Raw genomic sequence first — 25,492 nt, 5'->3', positions numbered from 1 at the left:
ATTGCATATCCTTTATTGGTTAATGCTCAGGTTAAGCCCGTCCCAGGCGACAAGAATGTTCTCTTTATCGCATGCTGCTACTAGCTCATCGTGCAGGAGACCGCCGCTGTGTGAAATATGCGAGACGATAAGTTGACTTGTTTTCTTCAGGCAGCCCAGTTCCGCCAGTCTGTCTCTGGCAGCGAACACCGTTTCCAGACTCATATGGTTATTGGTACGATTTTCTCCATTAAAGCCGTAAGTACACTCCAGAACGGCCAGATCGATTTTTTTGCCTTCCAGCCACTGCCAGGTGAGCTCAGGAAACCAGCCAGAGTCATGACCGTAAAATATTGACTGGCCCTCTTTTTCGATAAACCAGGTATAACAAAGCTCCCATTTAGCATGGTTAGCCAGCAGCGGAGTTATCCGATAACCACGGGTTTCTACGGTGACGAAGGGCACCAGGCAATGAAAGGCAAAGCGCTCTGCGCTAAAGCCCGGCAAAACCTCTGCCGCACCGTTAATCGCACGATCGTTACCAAAGATATTCAGCGGATGGGTAATCTCAAATCCGTAACCCTCCATTCGGCTGAAAAGATCGCCGACGTTGAAATGATCGGGATGAGTATGGGTAAACAGAAGCGACCTGATTTCAGTTGCGTCCATGTCGTCGCGCAGCAGCTGCTGGCTAAATTCCGGCGCGACGTCAATCAACAGTTGATCATCAATAATCGCGGAAGAGTGTGTACGAATGTCTTTTCCCTTACGTATACGGGCTTGCTGACAATGCTCGCAGCGGCAAAACGGGTTAGGTATCCCTTCAGACGCTGCCGTTCCCAGAAAATGGATCTTCATGATTTCCTCTTATCACTAACAGGTTGCTGTTTTTATCATCAGAAATGTAATCAAACGTAATTGGAACGTGTCAATTATGATTCTGCCGTTTAACAGGAACAACGATCTTTTTTCCCAGAAGTGATCCCCTTCAAAAACTTATTGTATTTATCTTAAATTTCAACAAATTGTCATTTTTACTACATGGTTACTCGTCTCAAGCCGGAAAAGATTAATATTTTTAATGTCTATAAATCACACAAAATTATTTTGTAACGTTCAAATAACACCGGTAACGATAGTTTTCAGCGGTATGCCGTGCTAGCATCAACGCATGAGGGTAAGGATTAAAATATGCCAACAATCAAAGACATAGCAAAGATAGCCGGTGTGTCACACGGCACTGTCTCGAACGTACTTAATGGCAGAGGAAATGTCAGCGTTGAGAAGATTGAAGCGGTTCAACGAGCGGCTAAGGAAGTGGGCTATCAGTTAAATGCGCAGGCGCAATCGTTAAGAGCCAGTAAAAGCCAGGGGGTGGCGCTGCTGCTGCCAGACATTAATGCGGAGCAGTATTACCAGCTTTACCGGGGCTTACATCAGGTCTGTCAGCCATCATTAAGCGAACCGCTGGATCTTTACCTGACCAACGATCTGCCCAACCTGGAACTGGAGATTCTGCAAACGCTGGCGGCAAAATCTTACCAGACCATTGTTACCGTCAGCTGCCTGAGCAATAGCCAACCTTATTATGAAATGCTCAAGCTGCCCGCGGAACAGATCCTTTTTGCGTACCGACAACCTGCCGGAGCTGACAACTATTTCAGCCTCGATTACGTCACTGCGGGTGAACACCTTGCGAGAAGAGCGCTCGCACAGCGGCCGGGCCATATCGGTATCTTTTGCGAACCGCTTGAATATGCTCATAGCGCATGTTTTATTCAGGCGATACAGGAGACCTGCCGGACAGTCAGTCCGCAGACTAAGCTCACCGTTTTATCCTCGCAGGCGGGCGAGTCTAACACCGTAGCGTTTGATTTTTTCCGCGGCGTTCCCCCCGATATTTTCATCACTCAGGATAGTGATAAAACGCGAGCCGTGACGCAGGCAGCCTGGTTTGGTAGCGCGCAGTCCTGTCCGCCGATACTGCAGTTAAGTGATAATCTTCCGGCAGCCTTCGACGGCGTCACAAACTACCAGATGGACTATGGTCGCCTGGGTACCGCCATCGCTTCCCATATTCGCCAGCCTAAAAAACAGGTAACGCATCGAATTCTGACAAATAGCGGATTTTCATTAGATGGCCAATCCGTCCAGCCGCCTGAGACCGAGGCGACGCTGAATATGTTAATTTTGCCCAGCCCCTCAACCGATGCGCTGAAAAAACTGTTACCTCACTTTTATCGTCAGACCGGTATCAAGGTAAATCTTGCGGTTTATCCTTATGATGAAGTGTTTGAAATTCTTTCCCATCTTCATCTGCATCCCTATTACGATCTCCTGCGCATCGATATGGCCTGTTTTCCCTGGTTTGCAGAAAAAGCGTTATTGCCGCTGGAGTCGATTTCCCCTGCGCTGCCGCAGCTGCTGACTCATTTTTCTGACCAGATTCGACAGCACTTCAGCATGGTGAATGGCACCGCGTGGGCCATCCCCTTTGATGCCAGTATGCAGCTCCTGTTTTACCGACGCGATCTCTTTGAAGATGCGACGATAAAACGGATGTTCTACGAAACGACGGGCAAAGAGTTAACGCTACCCGAAAACTTTGCGCAATTTGATGAGTTAGCGGCTTTCTTCAGCCGCCAGCATCAGCCGGATAACAGACTGCGCCCGATGGGCACGGCGGTGACCTTAGGCAGCTCAGGGCTTATCGCCACGGAATATCTGCTGCGTTACTACGCGCTCGGCGGACGTCTGGTTCGCGAAGGCGAACCGGTTCAACTGGAGACTTCGCTTGCCGCTACGGCGCTTGAACAGTACCTGCAACAGCTCTCCGTCGCCGTGAATCTCTCAGGAGAATGGTGGAGTGACGCCGTTAAGCAGTTTGAGCGCGGCAACCTCGCCATGTTGATCATGTATCTCAATTTGTTCAATGACGTCGCGCATAGCCCTATCGCCCCCACTATCGGCTATGCTTCAGTCCCGGGACAGCTTCCACAGTTGGGAGGGGGATCCATTGGGATGTCCCGCTACAGCAAAAAGGAAAAACAGGTTGAGCAGTTCTTCCACTGGCTTTATTCCGATGAAATTGCGCGTCATCTGGTTCTGCTCGGAGGAAACTGCGCCTGGTCAGGGGTTTGTCACGATCAGAACGTCCTTAACCTCTATCCATGGTTTAATTTATTGAATGAAAAGGGCATGGTCGGGATAAGAGAGTCGCAGGGTACGCAGGGTAAGCCTTTCAACCTGCGCCAGGCAGAAATTATTATCGGCCAGGGCGTGACGAACGCGATAAATGGGATTATGGATGTCTCTCAGGCCGTGGAATACATTAACAGGCGAATAAAAAATGAAACCGGCGCCTGAGGCCAGGAAAGCGAGCGTGCCATTCACCGTTTTTCTTCAGGCGTGCCCCGGTGTCCTGGCAAAATGCTGTTTTAGCTGCGGCTGCGCCCGAGACGAAGCGCAACCGCATGGATAGCGTGTCAATCCACTTCCAGGATGCTCTCTCTGCAGCGCAGGCGCGACATCCAGTTATTGATATTTTTTAACACGGCGATTGAGTAGAATGCGCCATTAACGTCATGTCATCAGCCTCTACTAATATCATTCAAAAGCAGGGATTCGCTTCTTTACAGATAGCAAAATATGCAGCTTAAACCACTCACCAAAGGTCGTTTTCATAGCATTTGGCAACAGGATGATGCATTTATCGAGAGAACGTTTCGCGAGCTACTCTCAGATAAGCAGCTTATTGCCGAAAATGAGCATCTTTATCATCAGGGCCAGGTTGTTGACCGCTTAATCATGGTCGAATCGGGCAGAATATCTCTGCGTTACAGCGCGGAAAACGGCCGTCGCTTCCAGCTGGGTGCAATGGAATGCGATGAGCAACTCTTTGGTGAAATGGAGTTTTTCACAGGCTATCGCTGTCAGCTGGATATCGTAGCAGAGGAACCACTTACCGTTGCGGTATGCAGCTGCGAGCGGCTCGAAGAAGCATTGAATCAACATCCTAAACTGGCGATATTTTTTGCCAGCGCCATGGCGGTAGACTACCAGGATATGCTGGAAATCTTCTTGCATCGCATGCTCTACCCCATCGTTCATAATGTTGCCTATGACCTCTACCGGCAGCACCTGAACAAACAGCCAATGGATGGATTCAGTAAGAATTATCAGGAAGCGGAAAGATTCGGCACCACCGACCGCGTTTATCGCCGCGCGGTTAAAGCGCTGATTGATGCCGGACTGGTAGTACGAACTAAACAAGGCATTGCAATTCAGGATCTTGATGGGTTGCGGAAGTTTCTCGGCAACGATATTGCTGAATGACGCGCCGGAGACGGCGCGCCATTCATATCCAATTAAAACTTCCAGGTGAGACTAAAGTAGTGCCCAAGCCCGGTTGTACGGCCTGCGCCGCCGTGGTTTTGCATCAACGCCATATTGCGGAAATATTTCAAGCCGTAACCTACGGCATAATTTTCCGTATGCCAGTAGATACCGTTATACCATTCAATCGCATTGTTACTGTAAAGCGACCGATCGCTATTTTTATTCGCCGCAAACTGATAATCGAAATACCCCTGGTAATTTAAATAGCTACCATTGGCAAACTGGTAAAAGGGGGTTGACCAGTTCGTGGAGAACATATATCCGTCCCACTTGCCTTCGTTTTCGGCGCCATAGTTTTCCCGTACATAGTGAGCATAGACGTTCATCCCTACCATCCCGAACCACGGGACTTTCACATCCGTACCAAGCCCTATATAGTGCTCAAATAATTCGCGATCGCCAATGTTATTGACCGTTGCGATATAAAACTCGTTGAATGGGCCGACGGATAAATCTTTGTTGAAAATGGCATCCAGTGAAAAACGCGGCGATATCTTAGCAAAAAAGTTATCTCCGCCATGGCGATCGTCATGTTTACTGTCAAAGATGTCAAAAATATCAACATAGCCGTAAAGATCGACAATACCCGAGCGCGCGCCAAACTCAAGTTCAAGATAGGTATCGTTGCGAATTCCGTATGGGACTTTAGCATCCACGCTCTGCATAAGATTCATTTGCATCCAGCTAAAGTCATTCTTTCTGATATTGCCGTCACGATAGTCAGCTGCTATTGCCTGAGAACAGCCAACGCTAATTATCATTGCTAATAATGTTTTTTTGGCATTAAACATATTCCATTCCTTTGATAAAACCTGAGCCTTATTACTCCTGCAATGGAGCAATTCCGCAAAGTTAAACTGAAAAGAGAGATGGTTTTATTGTACTACTTTACGTTTTAATTTAAGGGTAGCCACCAGCATGACAAAAATAATGAAATATAAAACAGGTATCGCATACATGATTTTCTGCAGTCCCATCGTTTTTTCCATTAACGCGCTGATCGCCGGGCTAAACATGGCGCCCGCGCTTCCGCTAATTAATATATAAGATACATTTTGACTGCTGGCGCGTTTAACAAAGGATACGCCATAGGCAATAAACGAGTTGTAAAGCGCTGCACATACAAAGCCATAGCTGTAAGCCAGGTAATCTAAGCCAGAAAGCGTTTCTTTAGTGACGATAATCGTCGTAATGACGCAGGCCAGTAAAATAATGCTCAACAAAAAATAGTGTATCTTCACCCGGGCGACAATACCGGTTGAAACTAATGCCCCCACCAGCGCAGCTCCCCAATATTGAGTAATGATGTTTCCAGCCTCTTCAAAGGGAATGCCAAATTTGTTTTTCACAAACAGCGGCGCCCATGTCAGGAAGGTATAAAGCGCCAGCATGCCAAGAAACAGGCCAATCCCGCCGCTGATAATTCCAGGGTTCCATTCGGATTTTACCGCGTCTGAGGGGCCCGAAGAGGGCGCTGCTTCACAGGCATTGAAGCGGGTCAGGGCCACAATCCCCAGCGTGACAAGCGCCACCATACCGACGCTCAGGTAACTGTAGCTCCATGACATGTTGTGCGTCAGGGCAAAGGTGGTGATCAGCGGGAAGATCACGCCCGCAACGTTGAAGGTGGCATCCTGGACCACCAGCATCGTGCTCTGGATACGGTCCTGCCAAACGGAAACCACGATGGTACCCGCTACGCACAGGCCAATGCCGCCGCAGAGCCCCACCAGGGTCATCGCCACCATAACAGACCACAGTTCACTGCTTACATGCATCGCCAGCGCGCAAAGGAAAACCACGGAGTAGATCATCAGCGTCATGCGTTTTACGCCGATTTTTTCAATAAGGAAAAATGCCGCTATCGTCCCTGCCAGGGCTCCTCCGTTGAGTAAAGAGAAAATAGACGCAACCGCGTTGATATCCGCATTATAATGCTCTGCAATGGGCTCAATCAGCATGCCAAACTGGCTGGCAAACCCCGCCATAATAAAGTTCGCCAGAAAGCTAATTAGGGTAAGTGAGAGTTTATTTTTCATATAAAACACCCCTACTGGTGTCAATTGAACAAGAGCTAAGCTGTAATCGCCGTATTCAGAGCCAGCTCGATCATATTATTGAAAGTTAACTGCCGTTCTTCAGCTGTGGTCTCTTCTCCGGTGAGGCAATGATCGGAGACCGTTAAAATGGCAAGAGCTTCAATTGCAAACTGATGAGCTAAGGCATAAAGACCGGCAACTTCCATATCAATCCCCAGCACTCCAAACTTCTCCAGCGCAGGGATCAGATTTTCATCCGGGTCGTAATAGAGATCGCCGCTAAAGACGTTGCCAACTTTTATATCAATGCCACTTTTTTGCGCAATCAACCATGCCTGATGCAACAGTTTAAAATCAGCGGATGTCGCCATTGAATAACCTGAACTGCGTTTCAGGTTGGTGATAGAATCTGTTCCGGCGGCAACAGCCAATATAATGTCACGCATTTTAACATGCTGCTGAGTCGCCCCCAGGCTGCCTACGCGAATGATTCTCTTAACGCCAAAGTCATTAACCAGTTCATGGGCATAAAGCGTCATTGATGGTATTCCCATTCCATGTCCCATCACCGATACAGGCTGCCCGAAATAATAACCTGTGTATCCCAGCATATTGCGAACGTTCGTCACTTCCCGATAGTCCAGCAGATAATTTTCAGCGATAAATTTAGCGCGCAAGGGATCGCCAGGCATAATAACAGTTGAAGCAAAATCGCCGGATTTGGCATTAATATGTGCAGTCATAACAGCTCCAGAATTTTATTAGTGAAGATATGCTGAAAGTGTATCCTGCGGTAAGTCAGGTACGGAGGACAAAAGTCCTGCTCAAACGATCGGCTTCTCATTTTTGAGAGTTATTCTTTTAAGCGGCACGAATATCCCGGCTTTACAAATAATAAAAAGACGCATCCGCATATTCGGAAAAGACAGCTCCTTTTGCTACATAGATCCGGGGACGTTCTGAAACGATTGTTATTCTCGATACGAAGCCCTCCTTCTACTCCCTTGAGATTTACGCCAGGGAATAATGAAGCGTGGCCCACAGCGCTATAATAACGTCCGGATTCAGAATAATAATAAGATGAAAGCCCCGGCTTTTCTGCCAGGGCTTTGTCAGCACTCTGCGTCCTTAAGGAAAAAAACCGGACTCAGTAATAGTACACGTAGGGCCTGGAGCGATGAGGAAATAAGATCCCGTCAGGATCGCCTCCTTTCATGATTCGCCGGAGCGCTACGAACTCCTTCGCCCGACGGGGTCTGGTCATAAACATACGCGTCCAGGTCGACGGGCAATGACAAGTGTTAAAGTCGGGCCAAAGCCAGGAAGCGCGATGACGATGGTGCATCATCTTTCCTTCGAACCCTGGATAGCCAACATGGCAATGTGGTTTGGGTTTACCGTTACGATCGCGGTCTCTTCGTGAATTAAAAACAGACATTAAAGGTTCCTGCTATGGATAGTTACCTCATATGTCCTCCTTATATTTTGCCTGCGCGCGCTGCTCCTGTATGCCTGGTCCGTACCAGTCACGCTTGTGCCCACACATCCAACAGGAACAACAACATGGAGTGGTATAGTGGCGCCCCTGATCTTTTGGACTGCCGTTACGCACAGCGTTGTCGTTTCGCCGTTTATGCCTCATGCGACGCATGTGATGGCGTCGTTCCGCACGGGTTCTTGCCATGGTTCTTCCTCATATTGAGCGCGGTCATCAACCGCGTGGATATGAAGAAAGTCATTTTGGCGTTCAATGGGGCCATATTGACTCGCTCAGGATGCCTCGTTAAGCGGTTTGCAGTAGATATTGTCAATGTAGTGGACAAGGGCAGGCACGTCAGAAAACCAGTTTTGTTCTCCGCGAGCGAGAAAATCAGCAATAGCGCTTTCAATTACACTCCGACTGAGCACTTCAGCGTCAACCACCATTTTCAAGCCGATTCCTGCTGCGTAGCCCGGCAATATGCGGTAACCGCAATAAACTGGCGGTGGATTAGTACGCGCAATTTCTCGCGCACGTTTATCGGCAAAATCACTTATGGATAATCCCTCAAGCTGCGAGTCATTCCGTTGAGGCTTTCGTCCCCATGTATAGCTAATCGTTTTTCCATCGCGATTAATATCTGGTATGAAATCGAGATGCATTGCCTGACGCTGGCTGGCAGCGTCAAGCCGCAATAGCGCCTCATTGAAAGCAGCCTCTTCTATCTCATCGCTAAAAGCCACATTCGCCGTGATGATCTCCGCATTCCAGAAAACGGCTGGGTCACGACCGAGAAAAACTATATCGCTCCAGGTCCAGCCCCCGCTGGCAACTGCCGCATCATGTTCGCATTCGTCATAGAAGACGCCGCCCCAGACAGCACGCTCTTTGTAGATAAGATTTTTGATTTTGAGAGTCGCGCTCCGACGTTTACGGCGCGAAAGTGAGGTGAAGAGAACATGATTGCGGGCCATGGGTATCTCTGCGAATTGTCGCTGGGAGAAATCCAGCTGCACAGAATACAGGGGAGAGATTTAAAGTAAAAGATTTTTGTGCTGGTCAAAACAACGTAGTGTTCCGCCAGCAGATAGGGCTGAATAATGGCTAAGCAGGCAGAATAATAAACGACCTTATCGCACAGAAATCAGCCAACCTACTGAATTTAGGGCATAAAAAAAGACGTAGAATAACGTCTGTTTACTGCAAAATGGTACGCCCTACAGGGTTCGAACCTGTGACCTACGGCTTAGAAGGCCGTTGCTCTATCCAGCTGAGCTAAGGGCGCATTGAGAAGCGGGAGCTTCGTGATGTGCAATCGCCGGAATTATACGGTCCACGCCTGATGAGTCAATGTATTTTGCCGCGAAACTGCGGTTGTCTGTGCAACCTGCCTGGTTTAGCTGCGAAAGGAGTATAAAGTTTATTCAACCTTATGTTTATGCACGGTAACTTTGCTTTCGACTCCATGCGCTTTTTGGCTCCGCTCGCGGCAGGATTATGCAGGGATTGCAGCGGTCGCCTTACCAAAGCAAGATAAAATCTTAAACGAAGACTGACAGCGAGGCTGGCTTCTGACAAAATATCGCCATCCCCCTTTCGTAAAGATACAGATGGAATCCTCTCTCTGATGGCAGCAAAAATTATTGACGGTAAAACGATTGCGCAGCAGGTACGCTCTGAGGTTGCGGAAAAAGTGAAGGCTCGCGTGGCGGCCGGATTTCGAGCACCAGGCCTGGCCGTCGTGCTGGTCGGCAGCAACCCGGCATCGCAGATTTATGTCGGCAGCAAGCGCAAAGCGTGTGAAGAGGTAGGCTTCGTCTCCCGCTCGTACGATCTCCCGGAAACCACCAGCGAAGCAGAGCTGCTGGAACTTATCGACACCCTGAATGCGGATAGCGCTATCGACGGCATCCTGGTTCAGCTGCCGCTGCCCGCCGGCATTGATAATGTCAAAGTGCTGGAGCGCATTTCGCCGGACAAAGACGTTGACGGTTTCCACCCGTATAACGTTGGCCGCCTGTGCCAGCGCGCCCCGCGCCTGCGTCCATGCACGCCGCGCGGGATCGTCACGCTGCTCGAGCGTTACAACATTGATACCTACGGCCTGAACGCGGTGGTCATTGGCGCCTCCAACATCGTCGGACGCCCGATGAGCATGGAGCTGCTGCTGGCAGGCTGTACTACCACCGTAACCCACCGTTTTACCAAAAACCTGCGTCATCACGTTGAAAACGCCGATCTGCTGATTGTGGCTGTAGGTAAACCGGGCTTTATTCCGGGCGAGTGGATTAAAGAAGGCGCGATCGTGATCGATGTCGGGATTAACCGCCTGGAAAGCGGCAAAGTGGTTGGCGATGTCGTTTATGAAGATGCCGCCGCGCGCGCGTCGTACATTACGCCGGTTCCCGGCGGCGTCGGCCCGATGACCGTAGCCACCCTCATTCAGAACACGCTGCAGGCGTGTGAAGAGTATCACGATATTCAGGAGGCCTGAGATGGCGAATTTTTCTTTAGGCAAACACCCGCACGTTGAACTGTGCGATCTGCTGAAGCTGGAAGGCTGGAGCGAAAGCGGTGCGCAGGCTAAAATCGCTATCGCCGACGGTCTGGTCAAAGTCGACGGTGCGGTGGAAACCCGTAAACGCTGTAAAATCGTCGCCGGTCAGACGGTCAGCTTTGAAGGTCAGAGCGTTACCGTTACCGAGTAACAGGTTCAGGCGCCGCAACCGGCGCCTGTCCCCCCATCCCGACAGATGGTCTCTCGTTTTCCTGCACTTCAGTCAGCGCCGCCATCTTCCGATATCACGTCCTTTGTAGCACAGCCGGTCCCCTGGCTGCCTCCGGCAACCTGCACTTCCGCCTGACACCACTTCTCCCCGACGAACGCTTCAGCCGCTGGTTGGGAGCGTGCGAAGGCGAAATCAGGACCGCGCTTCGTTTCTTAGCCTGAGTCAGGGCAAAAAAATGCCGGGGATGGCCCCGGCTAAAAAGAGAGAATGAGACTACTTACGGCGCCAGGTGGTACCCTGCGGGCCATCTTCCAGCACGATGCCCATCTCGTTGAGACGGTCACGCGCGGCATCCGCCGCCGCCCAATCTTTCGCTTTACGCGCGTCCAGACGTTGCTGAATCAAAGACTCGATTTCCGCCACTTCCCCGTCGTCCGCCTGCGCGCCGCTCTGCAGGAAGGCATCCGGCTCCTGTTCGAGCAGACCGAGCACCGCCGAGAGCTTACGCATATGCGCCGCCATCGCGTTGGCCGCGGCGGCATCTTCGGTTTTCAGGCGGTTAACCTCACGCGCCATATCAAACAGCACGGAATAAGCCTCCGGAGTATTAAAATCGTCGTCCATCGCTTCAATGAAGCGCGCTTCAAACGCTTCACCGCCGGCCGGCGCTGCGGTTTTATCGGTTCCGCGCAGCGCGGTATACAGACGCTCCAGCGCGGAACGCGCCTGTTTTAAGTTCTCTTCGCTGTAGTTCAGCTGGCTGCGATAGTGGCCGGACATCAGGAAGTAGCGAATGGTTTCCGCGTCATAGAACTTCAGGACGTCGCGCACGGTAAAGAAGTTGCCCAGCGATTTTGACATCTTCTCGCGGTCAACCATCACCATCCCGGAGTGCATCCAGTAGTTCACGTACTCGCCGTCGTGGGCGCAGGTGGACTGGGCGATTTCGTTTTCATGGTGCGGGAACATCAGATCCGAACCACCGCCGTGAATATCAAAATGGTTGCCCAGCTGTTTGCAGTTCATCGCTGAACACTCAATGTGCCAGCCTGGACGGCCCGCGCCCCACGGCGACGGCCAGCTTGGCTCGCCCTCTTTCGACATTTTCCACAGCACAAAGTCCATTGGATTATGCTTGACGTCAACGACATCAACGCGCGCGCCGGCCTGCAGCTGGTCGAGATCCTGACGCGACAGCTGGCCATAGTTCGGATCGGTCGGGACATCGAACATAACGTCGCCGTTGTCGGCAACATACGCGTGGCCTTTAGCGATCAGCTGCTCGGTAATCTCAATAATTTCCGCAATGTGATGAGTCGCTCGCGGCTCCATATCCGGGCGCAGGATATTCAGCGCGTCAAAGTCTTTGTGCATCTCGGCAATCATGCGGTCCACCAGCGCAACAAAGCTCTCGCCGTTTTCATTGGCACGCTTGATGATTTTGTCGTCAATGTCGGTGATGTTGCGCACATACTTTAGCTTGTAGCCTAAAAAACGCAGATAGCGCGCAACCACGTCGAAGGAGACGAAGGTACGGCCATGGCCGATGTGACAGAGGTCGTAAACGGTAATACCACACACGTACATGCCAACTTCCCCGGCATGGATAGGTTTAAATTCTTCTTTTTGGCGCGTCAGTGTATTAAAAATTTTTAACATCGAAGATTCCGTGTAGACGTGTGTGGATATAAGTCGCGTATTCTAACCTTAATTCAACCCCGAAGCAGCACACATTGCAAGGTGATCCAACCTCGCGGTTATGCTATAACAGCCCCCTATATCTCACCCGACACCGGGTGCAGGCACCACAATCATCGGAACAGGATGCAAAAATGGTTACTTTCCACACCAATCATGGCGATATCGTAATCAAGACGTTTGACGACAAAGCGCCGGAAACAGTTAAAAACTTCCTGGACTACTGTCGTGAAGGTTTCTACGACAACACCATTTTCCACCGTGTCATCAACGGTTTTATGATTCAGGGCGGCGGTTTTGAGCCGGGCATGAATCAGAAAACCACCAAATCTCCTATTCAGAACGAAGCTAACAACGGTCTGAAAAACACCCGCGGCACCCTGGCAATGGCCCGTACTCAGGCGCCTCACTCCGCCACCGCGCAGTTCTTCATCAACGTCGCCGATAACGACTTCCTGAACTTCTCCGGCGAAAGCCTGCAGGGTTGGGGCTACTGCGTATTCGCAGAAGTCGTTGAGGGTATGGACGTGGTCGACAAAATCAAAGCGGTCGCCACCGGCCGAAGCGGCATGCATCAGGATGTGCCGAAAGAAGATGTTGTGATCAAAAGCGTCACCGTCAGCGAATAATTCGTGGCGACACTTTTTATTGCGGATTTACATCTGCAAACGGAAGAACCGGCGATTACCGCCGGTTTTCTGCGCTTTTTACAGGGGGAAGCCCGCAAGGCGGACGCCCTGTATATCCTCGGCGACCTGTTTGAAGCCTGGATCGGCGATGACGATCCCAACCCGCTGCATCGGCAAATTGCTTCAGCGCTGAAAGCGCTGGCCGATTCCGGCGTCCCCTGCTACTTCCTTCACGGCAACCGCGATTTTCTCGTCGGTCAGCGCTTTGCCCGCGAAAGCGCCATGACCCTGCTGCCGGAAGAGAAGCTTCTCGACCTCTACGGGCGCAAGGTGCTGATTATGCACGGCGACACCCTCTGCACCGACGATGCCGGCTATCTGGCGTTTCGTGCGAAAGTGCACAATCCCTGGATCCAACGCCTGTTTCTGGCCCTACCGCTGTTTATCCGCCGCCGTATCGCTGCCAGAATGCGCGCCGACAGCAAAGCGGCCAACAGCAGCAAGTCGATGGAAATTATGGATGTGAATCCACAGGCGGTCGTTGACGTTATGGAAAAACATCACGTTCAATGGCTGATTCACGGGCATACGCACCGTCCTGCCGTCCATCCGCTAGAAGCCAACGGTCAATCCGCATATCGCGTGGTTCTGGGCGCATGGCATCACGAAGGCTCCATGGTCAAAGTGACGGCCGAAAAGGTCGAACTGATTCAGTTCCCCTTCTGAGTTCCAGCAAGCACTATTCCGAAAAAGCACTTCAGGCAGCAGAATGGCTGTCCTGACGTTTAACCCCAGGTTAATTTTCCAGCAAACCACACTCAAGGAACGAGCATGCAAAAATGGAGTCAGCCCCTAATCTGGGGCATGGTTATCGCCGTCATCGGCCCGATTACCGCCAGCTATTTTGGCCTGGTGTTTATCTACTTCGGTTCGCTGACCGTGCTGGGAATCGCAGCGCTACTTTGGATCCTCTATTTTTACGCGATTTATCTGCTTTGTACGCGGCCGCACGATGAGCGCTTTGTGCAAATCTACATGCTGGTCATGAGCATTCTTATGCTGCCCTGGGGAGTGGTGCTGGTTTTTACCTTTTTTGCCAGCGCGACCACCGCCCATAACCGGCGCGTTGCCCCCAGTCACGACGAGACAAAAGAGGGCTAGCCATGCGCACGCAACCGTTTTCCTTGCCGGGAGTTCATGCTATTCTCTGTGGCCTCTAAAGCAGTGTGCAACACACCCACAGGAGTTTTAAGACGCATGTCTTCCCGCAATAATTCGGCGCGTATCGCCATCGTGATGGGGTCCAAAAGCGACTGGGCTACCATGCAGTTTACCGCAGAAATCCTTGATGCCCTGAACGTTCCGTACCATGTCGAAGTGGTTTCCGCCCACCGCACCCCCGATAAACTGTTCAGCTTCGCCGAAGGCGCGCAAGACAATGGTTTTCAGGTGATTATTGCCGGTGCGGGCGGCGCGGCGCATCTGCCGGGCATGATTGCGGCGAAAACGCTGGTGCCGGTGTTGGGCGTGCCGGTGCAGAGCGCAGCGCTGAGCGGCGTAGACAGCCTCTACTCCATCGTTCAGATGCCGCGCGGTATCCCGGTTGGTACGCTGGCTATCGGTAAAGCCGGCGCCGCCAACGCCGCCCTGCTGGCTGCGCAGATCCTCGCCCAGCACGATGCGGAACTGCACCAGCGCCTCAGCGCCTGGCGCCAGGCGCAAACCGATGAAGTACTGGATAACCCGGATCCGCGGGGTGCGGCATGAAACAAGTTTGCGTTCTCGGTAACGGCCAGCTAGGCCGAATGCTGCGCCAGGCTGGCGAACCGCTGGGTATTGCGGTCTGGCCGGTCGGTCTCGAAGCCGACCCGGAAGCAGTGCCGGTACAGCAAAGCGTGATTACCGCAGAGATTGAACGCTGGCCGGAAACGGCGCTGACCCGCGAGCTGGCGCGTCATTCCGCCTTCGTCAACCGCGACGTTTTTCCGGTTATCGCCGACCGTCTGACGCAAAAGCAGCTGTTCGATAAGCTGGAGCTCGCTACCGCGCCGTGGCAGCTTCTGGCGGAGAAAAGCGAATGGCCGACGGTATTCGCCCGTCTCGGCGAGCTGGCTATCGTTAAGCGCCGCGTCGGCGGCTATGATGGCCGCGGTCAGTGGCGTTTGCGGGAAAATGAAACCGCGCAGCTGCCGGATGATAACTACGGCGAGTGTATCGTTGAGCAGGGGATTAACTTCTCCGCCGAAGTGTCGCTGGTCGGCGCACGCGCCCGGGACGGCAGCACGGTCTTCTATCCGCTGACCCGCAACCTGCATCAGGACGGTATTTTACGCGCCAGCGTCGCCTTTCCGCAGGCCAACGCCCGCCAGCAGGCGCAGGCCGAACAGATGCTGACGGCGATCATGAATGAGCTGGGCTACGTTGGCGTGATGGCGATGGAGTGTTTTGTCACCGCTGATGGTCTGCTGATTAACGAACTGGCGCCACGCGTGCACAATAGCGGCCACTGGACGCAGAACGGCGCGTCCATCAGCCAGTTTGAGCTTCATCTGCGGGCGATTACCGATCTGCCGCTGCCGCCGCCGGTGGTCAACAGCCCGTCGGTGATGATCAACCTGATCGGTACCGATCTCAACTATGACTGGCTGAAGCTACCGCTGGTGCATCTGCACTGGTACGACAAAGAGGTGCGTCCGGGACGTAAAGTCGGTCACCTGAACCTGACCGACAGCGATACCGATCGCCTGAGCGCGACGCTGGAAGCGCTGAAGCCGCTGCTGCCGCCGGAATACGCCAGCGGTGTATTCTGGGCGCAGGCGCAGCTGGCGTAATCCAGCTCTCCATAGTCCCGGAGGCGGTGCTGCGCACCTGCCCGGGCTACCTCTCTGCCATAATCCTTCGTCAGAATCCCGGCTTGCGGCGCGCTGCGCCTTAGCCGGGCTACCAGACCAACCATCATTTGCCCCGTAGCCATTCAACAAAATCCGCAAACCGCACGAACATGTAGCCCGGGCAAGGCGCGTCGAGCGCCGCCCCCGGGGAAAGAGCGCAGGATATTTCAGCGTCTGCTTCGGCGCGTGATTTTACCTGTGCATCAGGGCTTAATGCAGGTTCCCGCCAGCCCGGCAAGGGTGTCATCGATACGCGACAGCGCCCCAATCCACGCCCGCTTGCCCCGACGGCGCACGTAGCCGCTTACCGCCGCGATTTTCGGCCCCATCGCGCCGTCGTCGCGGGCAAAAGGCGCCAGCTCTTCCGGCGTCGCTTCGCGGATCGGTCGCTGCATGGGGGTGCCCCAATGTTCATATACCGCATCCGCGTCGGTCAGGATCGCCAGGCCATCGGCATCAATCTGCTCCGCCAGCAGCGCGGCAGCGAGGTCTTTATCAATCACCGCCTCTGCGCCATGCCCGCTCTCAAGCACCGGAATTCCGCCGCCGCCGCAGCATATCACCACGTGCCCCTCACCCAGCAGACGCTCAATCGACTCGCTCTCCTCAATCCTCACCGGCGTCGGCGAAGGAACCACCCGACGCACATATTTACCGTCGCGCTTCATCCTCCAGCCGTACTCATCTTCCAGCCGTTTTTGCAGCTCCGGATCGTAAACCGGACCAATAAACTTCTCCGGCGCCGAAAAGGCCGGATCGTTTGACGAGACTGTAATGCGGGTCATCACCGTCGATACCGGCGGCATGAGTGATTCCTGCGCCAGGCGCTGGGCCAGCATATAGCCAATCATGCCCTGGCTCTCCGCGACCAGCACGTCCAGCGGATAGGGCTCAACGTCGCCGTAGGCCAGATTTTGCAGCGCCAGCAGACCCACCTGCGGCCCGTTGCCGTGCACAATGGCCAGCCGATACGTCTGCGCCAGACGCGCCAGCGCGGGAACCGCGCTATCGATATTGCGGTACTGATTTTCTACGGTCAGCGCTTCCCCGCGCTGTAATAAAGCGTTGCCGCCAAGGGCAACAACCAGCGTTTTCATAAAAAGTCCTTAGATAAGATGTTGCGCCAGCCAGAATCCCAGAAGCGTGTCGGCGCCGGAGGTATGCCCCATCGCCAGCAGCGCTTCGACGGCGGGCTCGAGACGTCGTCCACGTTGCAGGGCGCAGGCAAAATGCATCAGCGGCGAAGCGAAGCGCCCCTCGCTGGCGTAGCGTAAATAGTTGACGCTCACCTGAGTGGTGGCCGCGCGCAGATCGCCGGAGGCGCGAAAAAATGCCCTTCCGCCGCAGGGTGACATGCGCCCCGAGCGCCACGCCGCCAGCATCATGCCGATCAGCATGTCGTCCAGGCTGGGCGTCAGGCCCGGCCCCTTGCCCAGCCACAGGCGCCAGTCGACGGCGTTGCCGGCCAGCGCGGAGGCAAAACAGTGGCGAAGCTGGCGCAGCTCGGGATGCTGCCGCAGCTCGATAGCCTGCGACAGCGGCCCGAACAGCCCGGTCTCCTCCGGTCGACTCATCAGCGCTGGCGGGAGATAAGCGTTTACGGATTGACAGCGGAGCCGCAGGGAGCAGCGCCTGCGCGGCGGCATCAGCAAAAGATCGCCGACCTGAATACCGTCATTCCGCGCTATCGGCGACGCCCCCGTCCGCAGCGCCGCGTGCAGCCGGATAAAATCGCGATGACGAACAACCCATCCGCCGGGGCTCACGCCCTGCCCCCGATGATGTAGCGTCAGCAGCGCGCCGCCTGCAACATAGAGGTTAATGGTGCGCCGCCAGAGGCCGCCGATTCGCCACGGTTGGCGATGATCCGGCGCATCGACGCTGCCTATCAGCGGACGAATCCTCTCCATCGCGCTACCTCAGCTCACGCCCAGTTCGTCCGCCAGCGCTTCCAGCGCCTGCTCGAAACAGGCCAGCGGCGCTCTGACGGTTCCGGCGCCAATCTGGCCGATCCCCGCTTCTTTATGGGCGATCCCGGTGTTAATGAGCGGCGTAATGCCGGTTTCAACCACCCGGCGAATATCCAGTCCAAGACAGGCGCCCTGGAAATCCCAGCCAGGAATCTGCAGCTGCATATTGCGCTCAAGGAAGATTTCCGCCATCTCCTCCGAAACGGATTTTGCCGCCTCCATTCCGCCAGCGCCGACAAAGCGGGTCACCCCCGGCGCCGCAATCATCGCCGCGCCGCCGATGCCGAAGGTTTCGGTAATGGCGCTGTCGCCCATATCCGGGTTGGCCTGTTCCTGAGAGAAACCGGTAAAGAACAGCCCCTGCGGCGTATTCACCGGTGCGGTAAACCAGCGGTCGCCCAGTCCGCTAACGCGAATACCGAACATATCGCCGTTGCGGGTCATCGCGGTGACAATACTGCCGGCGCGGATCTGCGCCCCAGCATCCATCGCTGATTTGCAGTAGGCCATCGCCAGGTTGAGGAAGAACTGATCGGTGATGGCGAGAAAATCCATCACTTCGGCGATCTGTTGTTTATCGTGGTCGAGTCGCGCCAGATGCGGTGCCAGCGTGCGCATCAGCAGCGCGGAGGTGGCGATATTGCGCTGGTGGAACTCATCGCCCATGGTGATGCCCTGCGCCATCATCGCGGTGAGATCAATGCCGCACGTCATCTGTTTCAGCGCCGCACTGAGAACGGGCATCAGCACATCGCGCATCCAGCGCAGGCGCTGCTGCACATCTTCGCCGTAGGCGCCGAAACGCATCACCTTGCCAATGCCTTCGTTCAGGTTGCAATACGCGCGGTTACCTTCGGCGATGTTCTCCACGACCAGCATCGGCATATTCGGCGAAGTAATACCGCCCATCGGCCCTACGGCATTAACGTGGTGGCAGGGAATAAAGGTAATCTCGCCGTTTTCCAGCATCGCGTGGGCCGTTTTCTCATCCTGCGCCCAGCCTTCGAACAGGCAGGCCCCAATGCAGGCCCCTTTCATCGGACCGGTCATCTCCTGCCAGCGCATCGGCGGCCCGGCGTGGAGCAGCGTTTTGTTTTGATTCAGCGCCCCGATTAAAGAACCCGCCGGCTTCACATCCAGCCAGTGCGGACGTGCATTACGAATTCGTTCTATTACTGCGTCATTGGCCTGCGCCACTGATGTAAACATAGAGACCTCTTATTGCAAACGTTCTAATAAACGAGCCAGTTTCTTATTCCCACCGGCAATCGGCGCCCACTGATAGTGAACAACCGGCGTTCCGGCGGTCTGTAAATCGAGCGCAAAGCTGCGCAGGCCAGCATTAATCACCGACACGCCGTCCAGCAGGCCGGCGCGCGGGGCAGGAGCGGCTTTCCGCGGCGGGCTAATCAGCGCGGCGGCAAGCAAGGTGGCTTCAGGCAGGCTATCGACCACGGCGATCCCCGCATCTTCAAGGACTGAAATCTGACGGGAGCGGCACTGCGGATCGCTTTCGGTTCCGGTCACCGTCGCGATAACGTGCAGCGGACTATCGTCGGCTCTGGTCGCCCACGCCCGCTGGCATGCTTCGACCAGCGAGCCGGCCGGATCGGCGGTGGCGCCGTAGCCAATCACCACGTCCAGCAGCAGTACGCCAACCTGAGTTTCCGCGCCAAGTTCGGCAATCAGCTGGTTGCGCAGGGAGGGGTCGATCATCGGATGCGGACGGCCGACGGTGTAAAAATCGTCACCAAGATCGACGACCCGGTGCCCCTGCGCGTCGAGCATCATGCCCTGCGGGTGATGCGCATCAGGGGTAATGTTCAGCCGTTCTGCCAGCAATCCTGCGGATTCAGCAGCCAGCGTACCGCCGGTGTATAAGCCGCGAATCTGCTTGCCCGCCACCGCGGGAAGGCTTGCCTGACGCCGTCCCACTCGCGCCAGCAGGCAGGCCAGACGCCCGGCCTCGTCAAGCGTGCGGGCGAACCAGACGTTTTCATCGCGGGCGATCGGCGGCGTATAGCCGAGAAATAGCGCCACCACCGGTTTCGCGCTGCGCTTCATGGCGGCGATGATCTTCAGACGCACCGCTTCGGCGGGAGGTTTAGAAACAAAGGCCAGCACCTGGCTCTGCGCATCCTGGGTCAGCATTTCCAGCGCCGTTTGCGCGCTGATGCCGCCCACTTCGGCGCTCAGATCGCGGCCGCCGAGACCGATCGCATGGCTGATCCCTTCGCCGCCGAGGACAATCTGCGAGACCAGCTCCTGAATACCGGTGCCGGACGCGCCAATAACGCCGATGTTGCCTTCCGGCGTAACGTTGGCGAAAGCCAGCGGCGTGCCGGCAATCATGGCGGTGCCGCAGTCCGGCCCCATGACCAGCAGCCCTTTGTCACGGGCGCAGGTTTTGAGCGCGATTTCATCTTCCAGCGTGACGTTGTCGGAGAAGATCATGACGTTTTTCTCGCTGCTGAGCGCCTGATGGGCAAGCTCCGCGGCGTACTCCCCGGCAACGGAAATTAAGGTCATATTGGCCTGGGGTATTTTCTGCGTTGCGCTTTGCCAGCGGCGAACCACGCTCAGGCTTTGACTTTGTCCGCTCCCCTGCGCCAGGGCGGTAAGGGCCTCATCAAGACGGGCGGCGATCATTTGCGTAACCGACGCATCCGCGCAATCGGTGCGGATCGCCACGCAAATGTCATTTGGCGTCGCGCTGGCAAAATCGTCGTGCCAGAACCCGGTCGTTTCCAACAGCGATTTATTTGCCGGTGTGCCCATCATGACTGAAACATCATCGATATTTTCCGACTCGCTCAGCTTGCGTGAAATAATCATTAAGCTGACCGAATCCTGGAAACAGCCCTTTTTAATAAAGGCATGGATCATAATAACTCCCCAATAATTGCACCCATTGCAATTGAATGAGCATGGTTAATCTGCCATCAGGCTAACGGGATAAAATTATCGACGGCGTGACCGGAATCACATGAGAATTATTACAAGACGCTTTCAAATAAAGCCGAAGGCATTAGCCCGAGTTTTTTAATGAATAGATTAACCGGGTCCCTTCTGACAAACCTACGGTGATTATTAAATAAAATCTAACTAACTATTTTTACCAATGCAGATCACAATTTAAGTTTATTTTCCCCGTATTTTATTTGGCAGTCAGGCTCTACACCGTCGTTAAAAGGAAGACAGATGAAAGTCAGTCGGGAAACACTTCATCAGCTTATTGCCAATAAGCTGAATACAGCAGGGCTTACTCGCAATCACGCGGATATCATTGCCGATGTACTGGTTTATGCCGATGCCAGGGGTATTCATTCGCACGGCGCGGTTCGCGTTGAATATTATGCGGAACGTATTTCAAAAGGCGGAACCAATCGTCATCCCACCTTCACCTTTGAAAAGAACGGCCCCTGCAGCGGTATTTTGCATGCCGATAATGCCGCCGGTCAGGTGGCCGCCAAAATGGGCATGGAGCACGCGATAGAATTGGCCAGGGAAAACGGCGTGGCCGTGGTCGGCATCCGGCGTATGGGCCACAGCGGAGCGATCTCTTACTTCACCCGGCAGGCCGCCCGCGCCGGGCTAATCGGGATTTCGCTGTGCCAGTCAGACCCGATGGTCGTGCCTTTTGGCGGGGCGGAAATCTATTACGGAACCAACCCGCTGGCCTTTGCCGCGCCCGGCGAGGGCGATGATATCATCACCTTCGACATGGCCACCACGGTGCAGGCATGGGGGAAAATTCTCGACGCCCGCTCGCGCCATGAAACCATTCCCGATAGCTGGGCGGTGGATAAAAACGGCGCGCCGACCCGCGATCCTTTTGCCGTTCACGCCCTGCTTCCGGCAGCCGGCCCGAAAGGCTACGGCCTGATGATGATGATCGACGTCCTCTCCGGCATTTTGCTCAATCTCCCCTTCGGCCGCCAGGTCAGCTCTATGTACGACAACCTGAGCCAGGGACGCGAGCTGGGCCAGCTGCATATCGTCATCAACCCGGCATTTTTCTCCTCCAGCGCGCTATTCCGCCGGCATATCAGCGACACCATGCGTGAATTAAACGCCATTACGCCAGCGCCCGGATTTAACCAGGTGTATTACCCCGGGCAGAACCTGGATATCAATGAGAAAAACAGCGCCGTCAACGGTATCGAGATCGTTGATGAGATTTATGACTATCTGGTTTCGGACGCTTTATATAACCGCTCTTATGAAACCAATTCCCCGTTTGCTCAATAAATTAAAATACAGGAGTTGCGTATGGCTCATTATTTTCGACAGGCAATAGAAGAGACATTGCCCTGGCTTTCCTCTTTCGGCGCCGACCCGACCGGGGGCATAACCCGCCTGCTCTATTCGCCAGAATGGCTGCAGGCGCAGCAGGCATTCAAACAAAGAATGAGCGAAAGCGGACTGGAAACGCGCTTTGATGAAGTGGGCAATCTCTATGGTCGCCTGCCCGGCACGCGCTTTCCCGATGAGGTTATCCTCAGCGGTTCGCATATTGATAGCGTCGTTAACGGCGGCAATCTTGACGGCCAGTTCGGCGCACTGGCGGCCTGGCTGGCGGTTCGCTGGCTAAAAGAGACCTACGGGGCGCCGCTGCGCACCGTGGAAGTGCTGGCGTTAGCGGAAGAAGAAGGTAGCCGCTTCCCTTACGTCTTCTGGGGCAGCAAAAATATCGTCGGCATCGCTAATCCAGCGGACGTACGCGAAATTAAAGACGCTAAAGGCGTGGCGTTTATCGATGCCATGAAGCAGTGCGGTTTCAGCCTACCCGCCGCTCCGCTGGCGCCACGCCGGGATATTAAAGCCTTCGTAGAGCTGCATATTGAGCAGGGTCGCGTGCTGGAAACCAACAAGCAGTCGATCGGCGTGGTCAACGCCATAGTCGGACAGCGTCGCTACACCATCACCCTCACCGGCGAGTCTAACCATGCCGGCACGACGCCAATGGGCTACCGTCGCGATACCGTCCACGCCTTTAGCCGTATCTGCTGCGAATCTATCGCCAAAGCAAAAGCCCACGGTGACCCGCTGGTGCTCACCTTCGGTAAAGTCGACCCGCAGCCGAATACCGTCAACGTGGTACCGGGCAAAACCGTCTTCACTATGGACTGCCGCCATACCGATGCTCTGGAGTTAACGGCATTTACTGAGGTCATTGAGGCCGATATGCGGCGGATCTGCCAGGAGATGGATATCGGCATTGAGATCGACCTGTGGATGGATGAGGCTCCGGTTCCCATGGATAAGAAGCTGGTGGCCCAGCTCACCGCGCTTTGTGAAAAAGAGAAGGTGAATTTCCGCGTGATGCACAGCGGCGCGGGACACGACGCGCAGATATTCGCTCCCTGCTTCCCGACCTGCATGATCTTTATGCCGAGCATCAAAGGCATCAGCCATAACCCGGCGGAAAGCACGCATATCGAGGATCTGGCGGAAGGCGTAAAAACGCTCGCCTTAATGTTGCATCAACTGGCCTGGACTGAATAAGGAAACGATCATGGGTTATTTAAATAATGTGCTTGGCTATCGCGATGATTTACTGGCCAGCCGTTCCATCGTGCGCCACGGCAATTACGCGCTGCTGACGCCGGACGGTCTGGTCAAGAACGTTATTCCGGGTTTTGAACATTGCGATGTGACTATTTTGTCAACGCCGAAATTAGGCGCCACCTTTGTTGATTATCTGGTCACGCTGCATGAAAACGGCGGTCATCAAAGCGGTTTTGGCGGCGAAGGCATCGAGACCTTCCTGTATGTGATTAAGGGAGAAATCATCGCCGGGGCTCAGGGTAAATCCTTCGCGCTGACCGAAGGCGGTTATCTTTACTGCCCGCCGGGTGAGCGGATGACTTTCAGTAATAACCATTCAGCCGATAGCCAGCTCTTCCTCTATAAGCGCCGCTATATTCCGACAGAGGGCCATGCGCCTTATCTGGTCACCGGCAACGTCAGCCAGCTGGAGCGTATTCATTATGAAGGAATGGAAGACGTTATTCTGATCGATTTCCTGCCAAAAGAGCTGGGCTTCGATATGAATATGCATATTCTCTCTTTCGCACCGGGGGCCAGCCACGGCTACATTGAAACCCACGTCCAGGAGCATGGCGCCTATATTCTCTCCGGCCAGGGAGTGTATAACCTCGACAACAGCTGGGTTCCGGTCAAGCAAGGCGATTATATCTTTATGGGCGCTTACTCCCTGCAGGCGGGATACGGCGTCGGACGGGAAACGTTCAGCTACATCTATTCAAAAGACTGCAACCGCGACGTTGAGATCTGATGGCTGACAAGCTGCAAACGTTACTATTGCCCGCTGGCGCGGGCCTACGGATTCAGTACAACTTTTTGCTATCGTCAATTTCGTAGGCCGGGTAAGGCGCCAGCCGCTAAAAAGCGGGCGCAGTGTTCAAAACAGGTTGGTTATCAAACGCCCAGAATTCACTTTTTTGTTTAGCTATGTTGGATTTTGCCACGGTGTGAACCGTGGCATTTTTTATTCAGGCAGGCAGCGTCTGGCCAAGCTTGATGGCGCAGGCGATATTGCGCGCGCAGGCGTAAAGATTCTGCTCGCCGCGATCCAGCACCTCGGCCAGCGGCGCCAGCGCGGGAAGAATGCTAAAGACCGCATCAATACCATGCTGATGCACCGCTTCGACGCCGTCACCCAGCACGCCGGCGATGCCGATAACCGGAATGCCGTGCTTTTTGGCGATCCGCGCCACGCCAACCGGCGCTTTGCCGCCGACGGTTTGCGAATCCATACGCCCTTCGCCGGTGATCACCAGGTCCGCATCGCGCAGCGCCTCCTCCAGATGAACCGCCTCCAGCACAATATCAATGCCCGATTTCAGCGTGGCGTTAAGGAATACGCGAGCCGCCGCGCCCATCCCGCCGGCCGCGCCGCCGCCGACCATCGCCGTCACATCCTGACCGGTTGCCGCCAGCAGCACCTGAGCGTAATTTTCTAAACCGCGCTCCAGAACGGCGACCATGCCTGCGCAGGCCCCTTTTTGCGGGCCAAAGACCGCCGCCGCGCCGCGTTCGCCGAGTAGCGGATTATCCACATCGCAGGCTACGTCAATCCGGCACTCGCGAAGTCGCGGGTCGAGATCGCGTAAATCAACGTTGACCAGCCGCTCTAACGCTCCGCCGCCGAGGCCGACGCTCTCGCCGCGTTCATCAACAAAGCGTGCTCCCAGCGCCTGAGCCATCCCCATTCCGCCGTCCACCGTGGCGCTGCCGCCAATACCGAGAATTATGTGACGGACGCCGGCGTCCAGCGCATGGCGAATCAGCTCACCGGTGCCGTAGCTGGTGGCCTGCAGGGGGTTGCGTTCGTCGGGGGGAACCAGCATGAGTCCGCTGGCCGCCGCCATCTCAATAAACGCGGTGTGTCCGTCGCCGCTCAGGCCATAGAAGGCGCCGACAAAATCGCCCATCGGCCCCATGACCGGCAGCATCACCATTTTACCCTCGGTGGCCTCAACCATTGCCTCCACCGTCCCCTCGCCGCCGTCGGCGATCGGCAGACAGATGCACTCCGCCTGCGGGAAAATAGAGGTAAAGCCCGCCTTAATCGCCTGGGCGCAGCGGCTGGCGCTTACGCTTTCTTTGAAAGAGTCCGGTGCAATAATTATTTTCATGGTTCATCCTTTTTA

General features: G+C 54.6%; 24 protein-coding genes and 1 tRNA gene. 13 read left to right on the top strand and 12 right to left on the bottom strand.

Annotated features, from left to right (window positions below; genetic code table 11):
- Positions 1 to 12: 12 nt before the first annotated feature.
- Positions 13 to 837, bottom strand: a complete 825-nt coding sequence (locus K2184_RS14550) for an MBL fold metallo-hydrolase (protein ID WP_004099819.1) — start codon at positions 835 to 837, stop codon at positions 13 to 15.
- A 333-nt stretch (positions 838 to 1,170) separates the two neighbouring features.
- On the opposite strand from K2184_RS14550, the gene K2184_RS14545 reads away from it, so the two are divergent.
- Together K2184_RS14545 and K2184_RS14540 are read left to right on the top strand one after the other, a co-directional pair.
- The gene (locus K2184_RS14545; RefSeq protein ID WP_029496862.1) at positions 1,171 to 3,345 is read left to right on the top strand and encodes an extracellular solute-binding protein; all 2,175 of its coding nucleotides are present in this window, start codon (positions 1,171 to 1,173) and stop codon (positions 3,343 to 3,345) included.
- A 282-nt stretch (positions 3,346 to 3,627) separates the two neighbouring features.
- Entirely contained in the window at positions 3,628 to 4,314 is a 687-nt protein-coding gene (locus K2184_RS14540; protein WP_004099815.1) for a Crp/Fnr family transcriptional regulator, read from the top strand.
- Between the two features lie 32 nt (positions 4,315 to 4,346).
- Here K2184_RS14540 and K2184_RS14535 read toward each other — a convergent pair whose 3' ends face one another.
- The 3 genes from K2184_RS14535 to deoD all read right to left on the bottom strand — a co-directional run bounded on the left by K2184_RS14535 (position 4,347) and on the right by deoD (position 7,159).
- Entirely contained in the window at positions 4,347 to 5,168 is an 822-nt protein-coding gene (locus K2184_RS14535) for a nucleoside-specific channel-forming Tsx family protein (protein WP_004099814.1), read from the bottom strand.
- 84 nt (positions 5,169 to 5,252) lie between these two features.
- Positions 5,253 to 6,416, bottom strand: coding sequence for an MFS transporter TsgA (gene tsgA / locus K2184_RS14530; RefSeq protein WP_004099812.1), 1,164 nt, complete (start codon positions 6,414 to 6,416; stop codon positions 5,253 to 5,255).
- Between the two features lie 35 nt (positions 6,417 to 6,451).
- A complete protein-coding gene (gene deoD, locus K2184_RS14525; RefSeq protein ID WP_016808742.1) occupies positions 6,452 to 7,159 on the bottom strand; it encodes a purine-nucleoside phosphorylase in 708 nt (235 codons plus the stop codon).
- 548 nt (positions 7,160 to 7,707) lie between these two features.
- On the opposite strand from deoD, the gene K2184_RS14520 reads away from it, so the two are divergent.
- Positions 7,708 to 7,839, top strand: coding sequence for a hypothetical protein (locus K2184_RS14520; RefSeq protein ID WP_257020572.1), 132 nt, complete (start codon positions 7,708 to 7,710; stop codon positions 7,837 to 7,839).
- Between the two features lie 347 nt (positions 7,840 to 8,186).
- Here the strand turns inward: K2184_RS14520 and K2184_RS14515 are convergent, their stop codons facing one another.
- Positions 8,187 to 8,870 carry a hypothetical protein gene (locus tag K2184_RS14515; RefSeq protein ID WP_004099802.1) on the bottom strand — a complete coding sequence of 228 codons (684 nt, stop codon included), beginning with the start codon at positions 8,868 to 8,870 and terminating at the stop codon, positions 8,187 to 8,189.
- 234 nt (positions 8,871 to 9,104) lie between these two features.
- Positions 9,105 to 9,181: transfer RNA gene (locus K2184_RS14510), tRNA-Arg, on the bottom strand.
- 342 nt (positions 9,182 to 9,523) lie between these two features.
- On the opposite strand from K2184_RS14510, the gene folD reads away from it, so the two are divergent.
- Positions 9,524 to 10,390, top strand: coding sequence for a bifunctional methylenetetrahydrofolate dehydrogenase/methenyltetrahydrofolate cyclohydrolase FolD (gene folD / locus K2184_RS14505; RefSeq protein WP_004099791.1), 867 nt, complete (start codon positions 9,524 to 9,526; stop codon positions 10,388 to 10,390).
- Position 10,391: 1 nt separating this feature from the next.
- Entirely contained in the window at positions 10,392 to 10,604 is a 213-nt protein-coding gene (gene ybcJ / locus K2184_RS14500) for a ribosome-associated protein YbcJ (protein WP_004099787.1), read from the top strand.
- A gap of 294 nt (positions 10,605 to 10,898) precedes the next feature.
- Here ybcJ and cysS read toward each other — a convergent pair whose 3' ends face one another.
- Entirely contained in the window at positions 10,899 to 12,284 is a 1,386-nt protein-coding gene (gene cysS, locus K2184_RS14495) for a cysteine--tRNA ligase (protein ID WP_004099777.1), read from the bottom strand.
- Between the two features lie 173 nt (positions 12,285 to 12,457).
- Between cysS and ppiB the strand changes: the two genes are divergently transcribed.
- The 5 genes from ppiB (at position 12,458) to purK (ending at position 15,783) form a co-directional block, all read left to right on the top strand.
- Complete coding sequence (ppiB, locus tag K2184_RS14490) at positions 12,458 to 12,952, top strand: peptidylprolyl isomerase B (RefSeq protein ID WP_004099775.1); 495 nt, start codon at positions 12,458 to 12,460, stop codon at positions 12,950 to 12,952.
- A 3-nt stretch (positions 12,953 to 12,955) separates the two neighbouring features.
- Entirely contained in the window at positions 12,956 to 13,678 is a 723-nt protein-coding gene (lpxH, locus tag K2184_RS14485; RefSeq protein ID WP_004099773.1) for a UDP-2,3-diacylglucosamine diphosphatase, read from the top strand.
- 105 nt (positions 13,679 to 13,783) lie between these two features.
- Complete coding sequence (locus K2184_RS14480) at positions 13,784 to 14,113, top strand: hypothetical protein (RefSeq protein ID WP_004099771.1); 330 nt, start codon at positions 13,784 to 13,786, stop codon at positions 14,111 to 14,113.
- Between the two features lie 96 nt (positions 14,114 to 14,209).
- Positions 14,210 to 14,719 (top strand): 5-(carboxyamino)imidazole ribonucleotide mutase, encoded by a 510-nt coding sequence (purE, locus tag K2184_RS14475; protein ID WP_004111077.1) that lies wholly within the window; start codon positions 14,210 to 14,212, stop codon positions 14,717 to 14,719.
- Positions 14,716 to 15,783, top strand: a complete 1,068-nt coding sequence (gene purK / locus K2184_RS14470; RefSeq protein WP_053064670.1) for a 5-(carboxyamino)imidazole ribonucleotide synthase — start codon at positions 14,716 to 14,718, stop codon at positions 15,781 to 15,783. The genes purE and purK overlap by 4 nt, the downstream gene beginning before the upstream one ends.
- A gap of 263 nt (positions 15,784 to 16,046) precedes the next feature.
- On the opposite strand, the gene K2184_RS14465 is transcribed toward purK, so the two are convergent.
- Genes K2184_RS14465 through K2184_RS14450 form a run of 4 tightly spaced genes read right to left on the bottom strand, consistent with a single transcriptional unit; the run spans position 16,047 to position 20,699 of the window.
- Complete coding sequence (locus tag K2184_RS14465; protein WP_163524647.1) at positions 16,047 to 16,940, bottom strand: carbamate kinase; 894 nt, start codon at positions 16,938 to 16,940, stop codon at positions 16,047 to 16,049.
- A 9-nt stretch (positions 16,941 to 16,949) separates the two neighbouring features.
- The gene (locus tag K2184_RS14460; RefSeq protein WP_032727899.1) at positions 16,950 to 17,753 is read right to left on the bottom strand and encodes a DUF2877 domain-containing protein; all 804 of its coding nucleotides are present in this window, start codon (positions 17,751 to 17,753) and stop codon (positions 16,950 to 16,952) included.
- A 9-nt stretch (positions 17,754 to 17,762) separates the two neighbouring features.
- Positions 17,763 to 19,022, bottom strand: a complete 1,260-nt coding sequence (locus K2184_RS14455; RefSeq protein ID WP_163524645.1) for a DUF1116 domain-containing protein — start codon at positions 19,020 to 19,022, stop codon at positions 17,763 to 17,765.
- 9 nt (positions 19,023 to 19,031) lie between these two features.
- The gene (locus K2184_RS14450) at positions 19,032 to 20,699 is read right to left on the bottom strand and encodes an acyl-CoA synthetase FdrA (protein WP_163524643.1); all 1,668 of its coding nucleotides are present in this window, start codon (positions 20,697 to 20,699) and stop codon (positions 19,032 to 19,034) included.
- A 315-nt stretch (positions 20,700 to 21,014) separates the two neighbouring features.
- Here K2184_RS14450 and allD point away from each other — a divergent pair, with 315 nt between their 5' ends.
- From allD to allE, 3 genes are read left to right on the top strand one after another with little or no spacing between them, the layout of a single operon-like run.
- Positions 21,015 to 22,064, top strand: coding sequence for an ureidoglycolate dehydrogenase (gene allD, locus K2184_RS14445; protein ID WP_064344905.1), 1,050 nt, complete (start codon positions 21,015 to 21,017; stop codon positions 22,062 to 22,064).
- Positions 22,065 to 22,085: 21 nt separating this feature from the next.
- Positions 22,086 to 23,321: an allantoate deiminase gene (gene allC, locus K2184_RS14440; protein WP_004099758.1), complete on the top strand. Its 1,236-nt coding sequence runs from the start codon at positions 22,086 to 22,088 to the stop codon at positions 23,319 to 23,321.
- Between the two features lie 10 nt (positions 23,322 to 23,331).
- Complete coding sequence (gene allE / locus K2184_RS14435) at positions 23,332 to 24,114, top strand: (S)-ureidoglycine aminohydrolase (RefSeq protein ID WP_004111069.1); 783 nt, start codon at positions 23,332 to 23,334, stop codon at positions 24,112 to 24,114.
- A 217-nt stretch (positions 24,115 to 24,331) separates the two neighbouring features.
- Here the strand turns inward: allE and glxK are convergent, their stop codons facing one another.
- Complete coding sequence (gene glxK / locus K2184_RS14430) at positions 24,332 to 25,477, bottom strand: glycerate 3-kinase (protein ID WP_004099756.1); 1,146 nt, start codon at positions 25,475 to 25,477, stop codon at positions 24,332 to 24,334.
- Between the last annotated feature and the right edge of the window lie 15 nt (positions 25,478 to 25,492).

Source organism: Klebsiella sp. K5-306 (assembly GCF_051835185.1).
Lineage (GTDB): Bacteria > Pseudomonadota > Gammaproteobacteria > Enterobacterales > Enterobacteriaceae > Klebsiella > Klebsiella oxytoca.
The sequence above is the reverse complement of the archived record's forward strand: the minus strand, read 5'-3'. Positions and strand labels throughout refer to the sequence as shown.

Excerpts from the sequence above, each read along its gene's own strand:
- K2184_RS14515 (WP_004099802.1), bottom strand. The coding sequence starts at position 8,870 with ATGGCCCGCAATCATGTTCTCTTCACCTCACTTTCGCGCCGTAAACGT.
- K2184_RS14545 (WP_029496862.1), top strand. The coding sequence starts at position 1,171 with ATGCCAACAATCAAAGACATAGCAAAGATAGCCGGTGTGTCACACGGC.
- tsgA (WP_004099812.1), bottom strand. The coding sequence starts at position 6,416 with ATGAAAAATAAACTCTCACTTACCCTAATTAGCTTTCTGGCGAACTTT.
- allE (WP_004111069.1), top strand. The coding sequence starts at position 23,332 with ATGGGTTATTTAAATAATGTGCTTGGCTATCGCGATGATTTACTGGCC.
- K2184_RS14540 (WP_004099815.1), top strand. The coding sequence starts at position 3,628 with ATGCAGCTTAAACCACTCACCAAAGGTCGTTTTCATAGCATTTGGCAA.
- K2184_RS14465 (WP_163524647.1), bottom strand. The coding sequence starts at position 16,940 with ATGAAAACGCTGGTTGTTGCCCTTGGCGGCAACGCTTTATTACAGCGC.
- K2184_RS14535 (WP_004099814.1), bottom strand. The coding sequence starts at position 5,168 with ATGTTTAATGCCAAAAAAACATTATTAGCAATGATAATTAGCGTTGGC.
- K2184_RS14460 (WP_032727899.1), bottom strand. The coding sequence starts at position 17,753 with ATGGAGAGGATTCGTCCGCTGATAGGCAGCGTCGATGCGCCGGATCAT.
- purE (WP_004111077.1), top strand. The coding sequence starts at position 14,210 with ATGTCTTCCCGCAATAATTCGGCGCGTATCGCCATCGTGATGGGGTCC.
- K2184_RS14550 (WP_004099819.1), bottom strand. The coding sequence starts at position 837 with ATGAAGATCCATTTTCTGGGAACGGCAGCGTCTGAAGGGATACCTAAC.
- K2184_RS14450 (WP_163524643.1), bottom strand. The coding sequence starts at position 20,699 with ATGATCCATGCCTTTATTAAAAAGGGCTGTTTCCAGGATTCGGTCAGC.
- deoD (WP_016808742.1), bottom strand. The coding sequence starts at position 7,159 with ATGACTGCACATATTAATGCCAAATCCGGCGATTTTGCTTCAACTGTT.
- folD (WP_004099791.1), top strand. The coding sequence starts at position 9,524 with ATGGCAGCAAAAATTATTGACGGTAAAACGATTGCGCAGCAGGTACGC.
- purK (WP_053064670.1), top strand. The coding sequence starts at position 14,716 with ATGAAACAAGTTTGCGTTCTCGGTAACGGCCAGCTAGGCCGAATGCTG.
- ppiB (WP_004099775.1), top strand. The coding sequence starts at position 12,458 with ATGGTTACTTTCCACACCAATCATGGCGATATCGTAATCAAGACGTTT.
- allC (WP_004099758.1), top strand. The coding sequence starts at position 22,086 with ATGGCTCATTATTTTCGACAGGCAATAGAAGAGACATTGCCCTGGCTT.
- K2184_RS14520 (WP_257020572.1), top strand. The coding sequence starts at position 7,708 with ATGACAAGTGTTAAAGTCGGGCCAAAGCCAGGAAGCGCGATGACGATG.
- cysS (WP_004099777.1), bottom strand. The coding sequence starts at position 12,284 with ATGTTAAAAATTTTTAATACACTGACGCGCCAAAAAGAAGAATTTAAA.
- K2184_RS14480 (WP_004099771.1), top strand. The coding sequence starts at position 13,784 with ATGCAAAAATGGAGTCAGCCCCTAATCTGGGGCATGGTTATCGCCGTC.
- glxK (WP_004099756.1), bottom strand. The coding sequence starts at position 25,477 with ATGAAAATAATTATTGCACCGGACTCTTTCAAAGAAAGCGTAAGCGCC.
- ybcJ (WP_004099787.1), top strand. The coding sequence starts at position 10,392 with ATGGCGAATTTTTCTTTAGGCAAACACCCGCACGTTGAACTGTGCGAT.
- allD (WP_064344905.1), top strand. The coding sequence starts at position 21,015 with ATGAAAGTCAGTCGGGAAACACTTCATCAGCTTATTGCCAATAAGCTG.
- K2184_RS14455 (WP_163524645.1), bottom strand. The coding sequence starts at position 19,022 with ATGTTTACATCAGTGGCGCAGGCCAATGACGCAGTAATAGAACGAATT.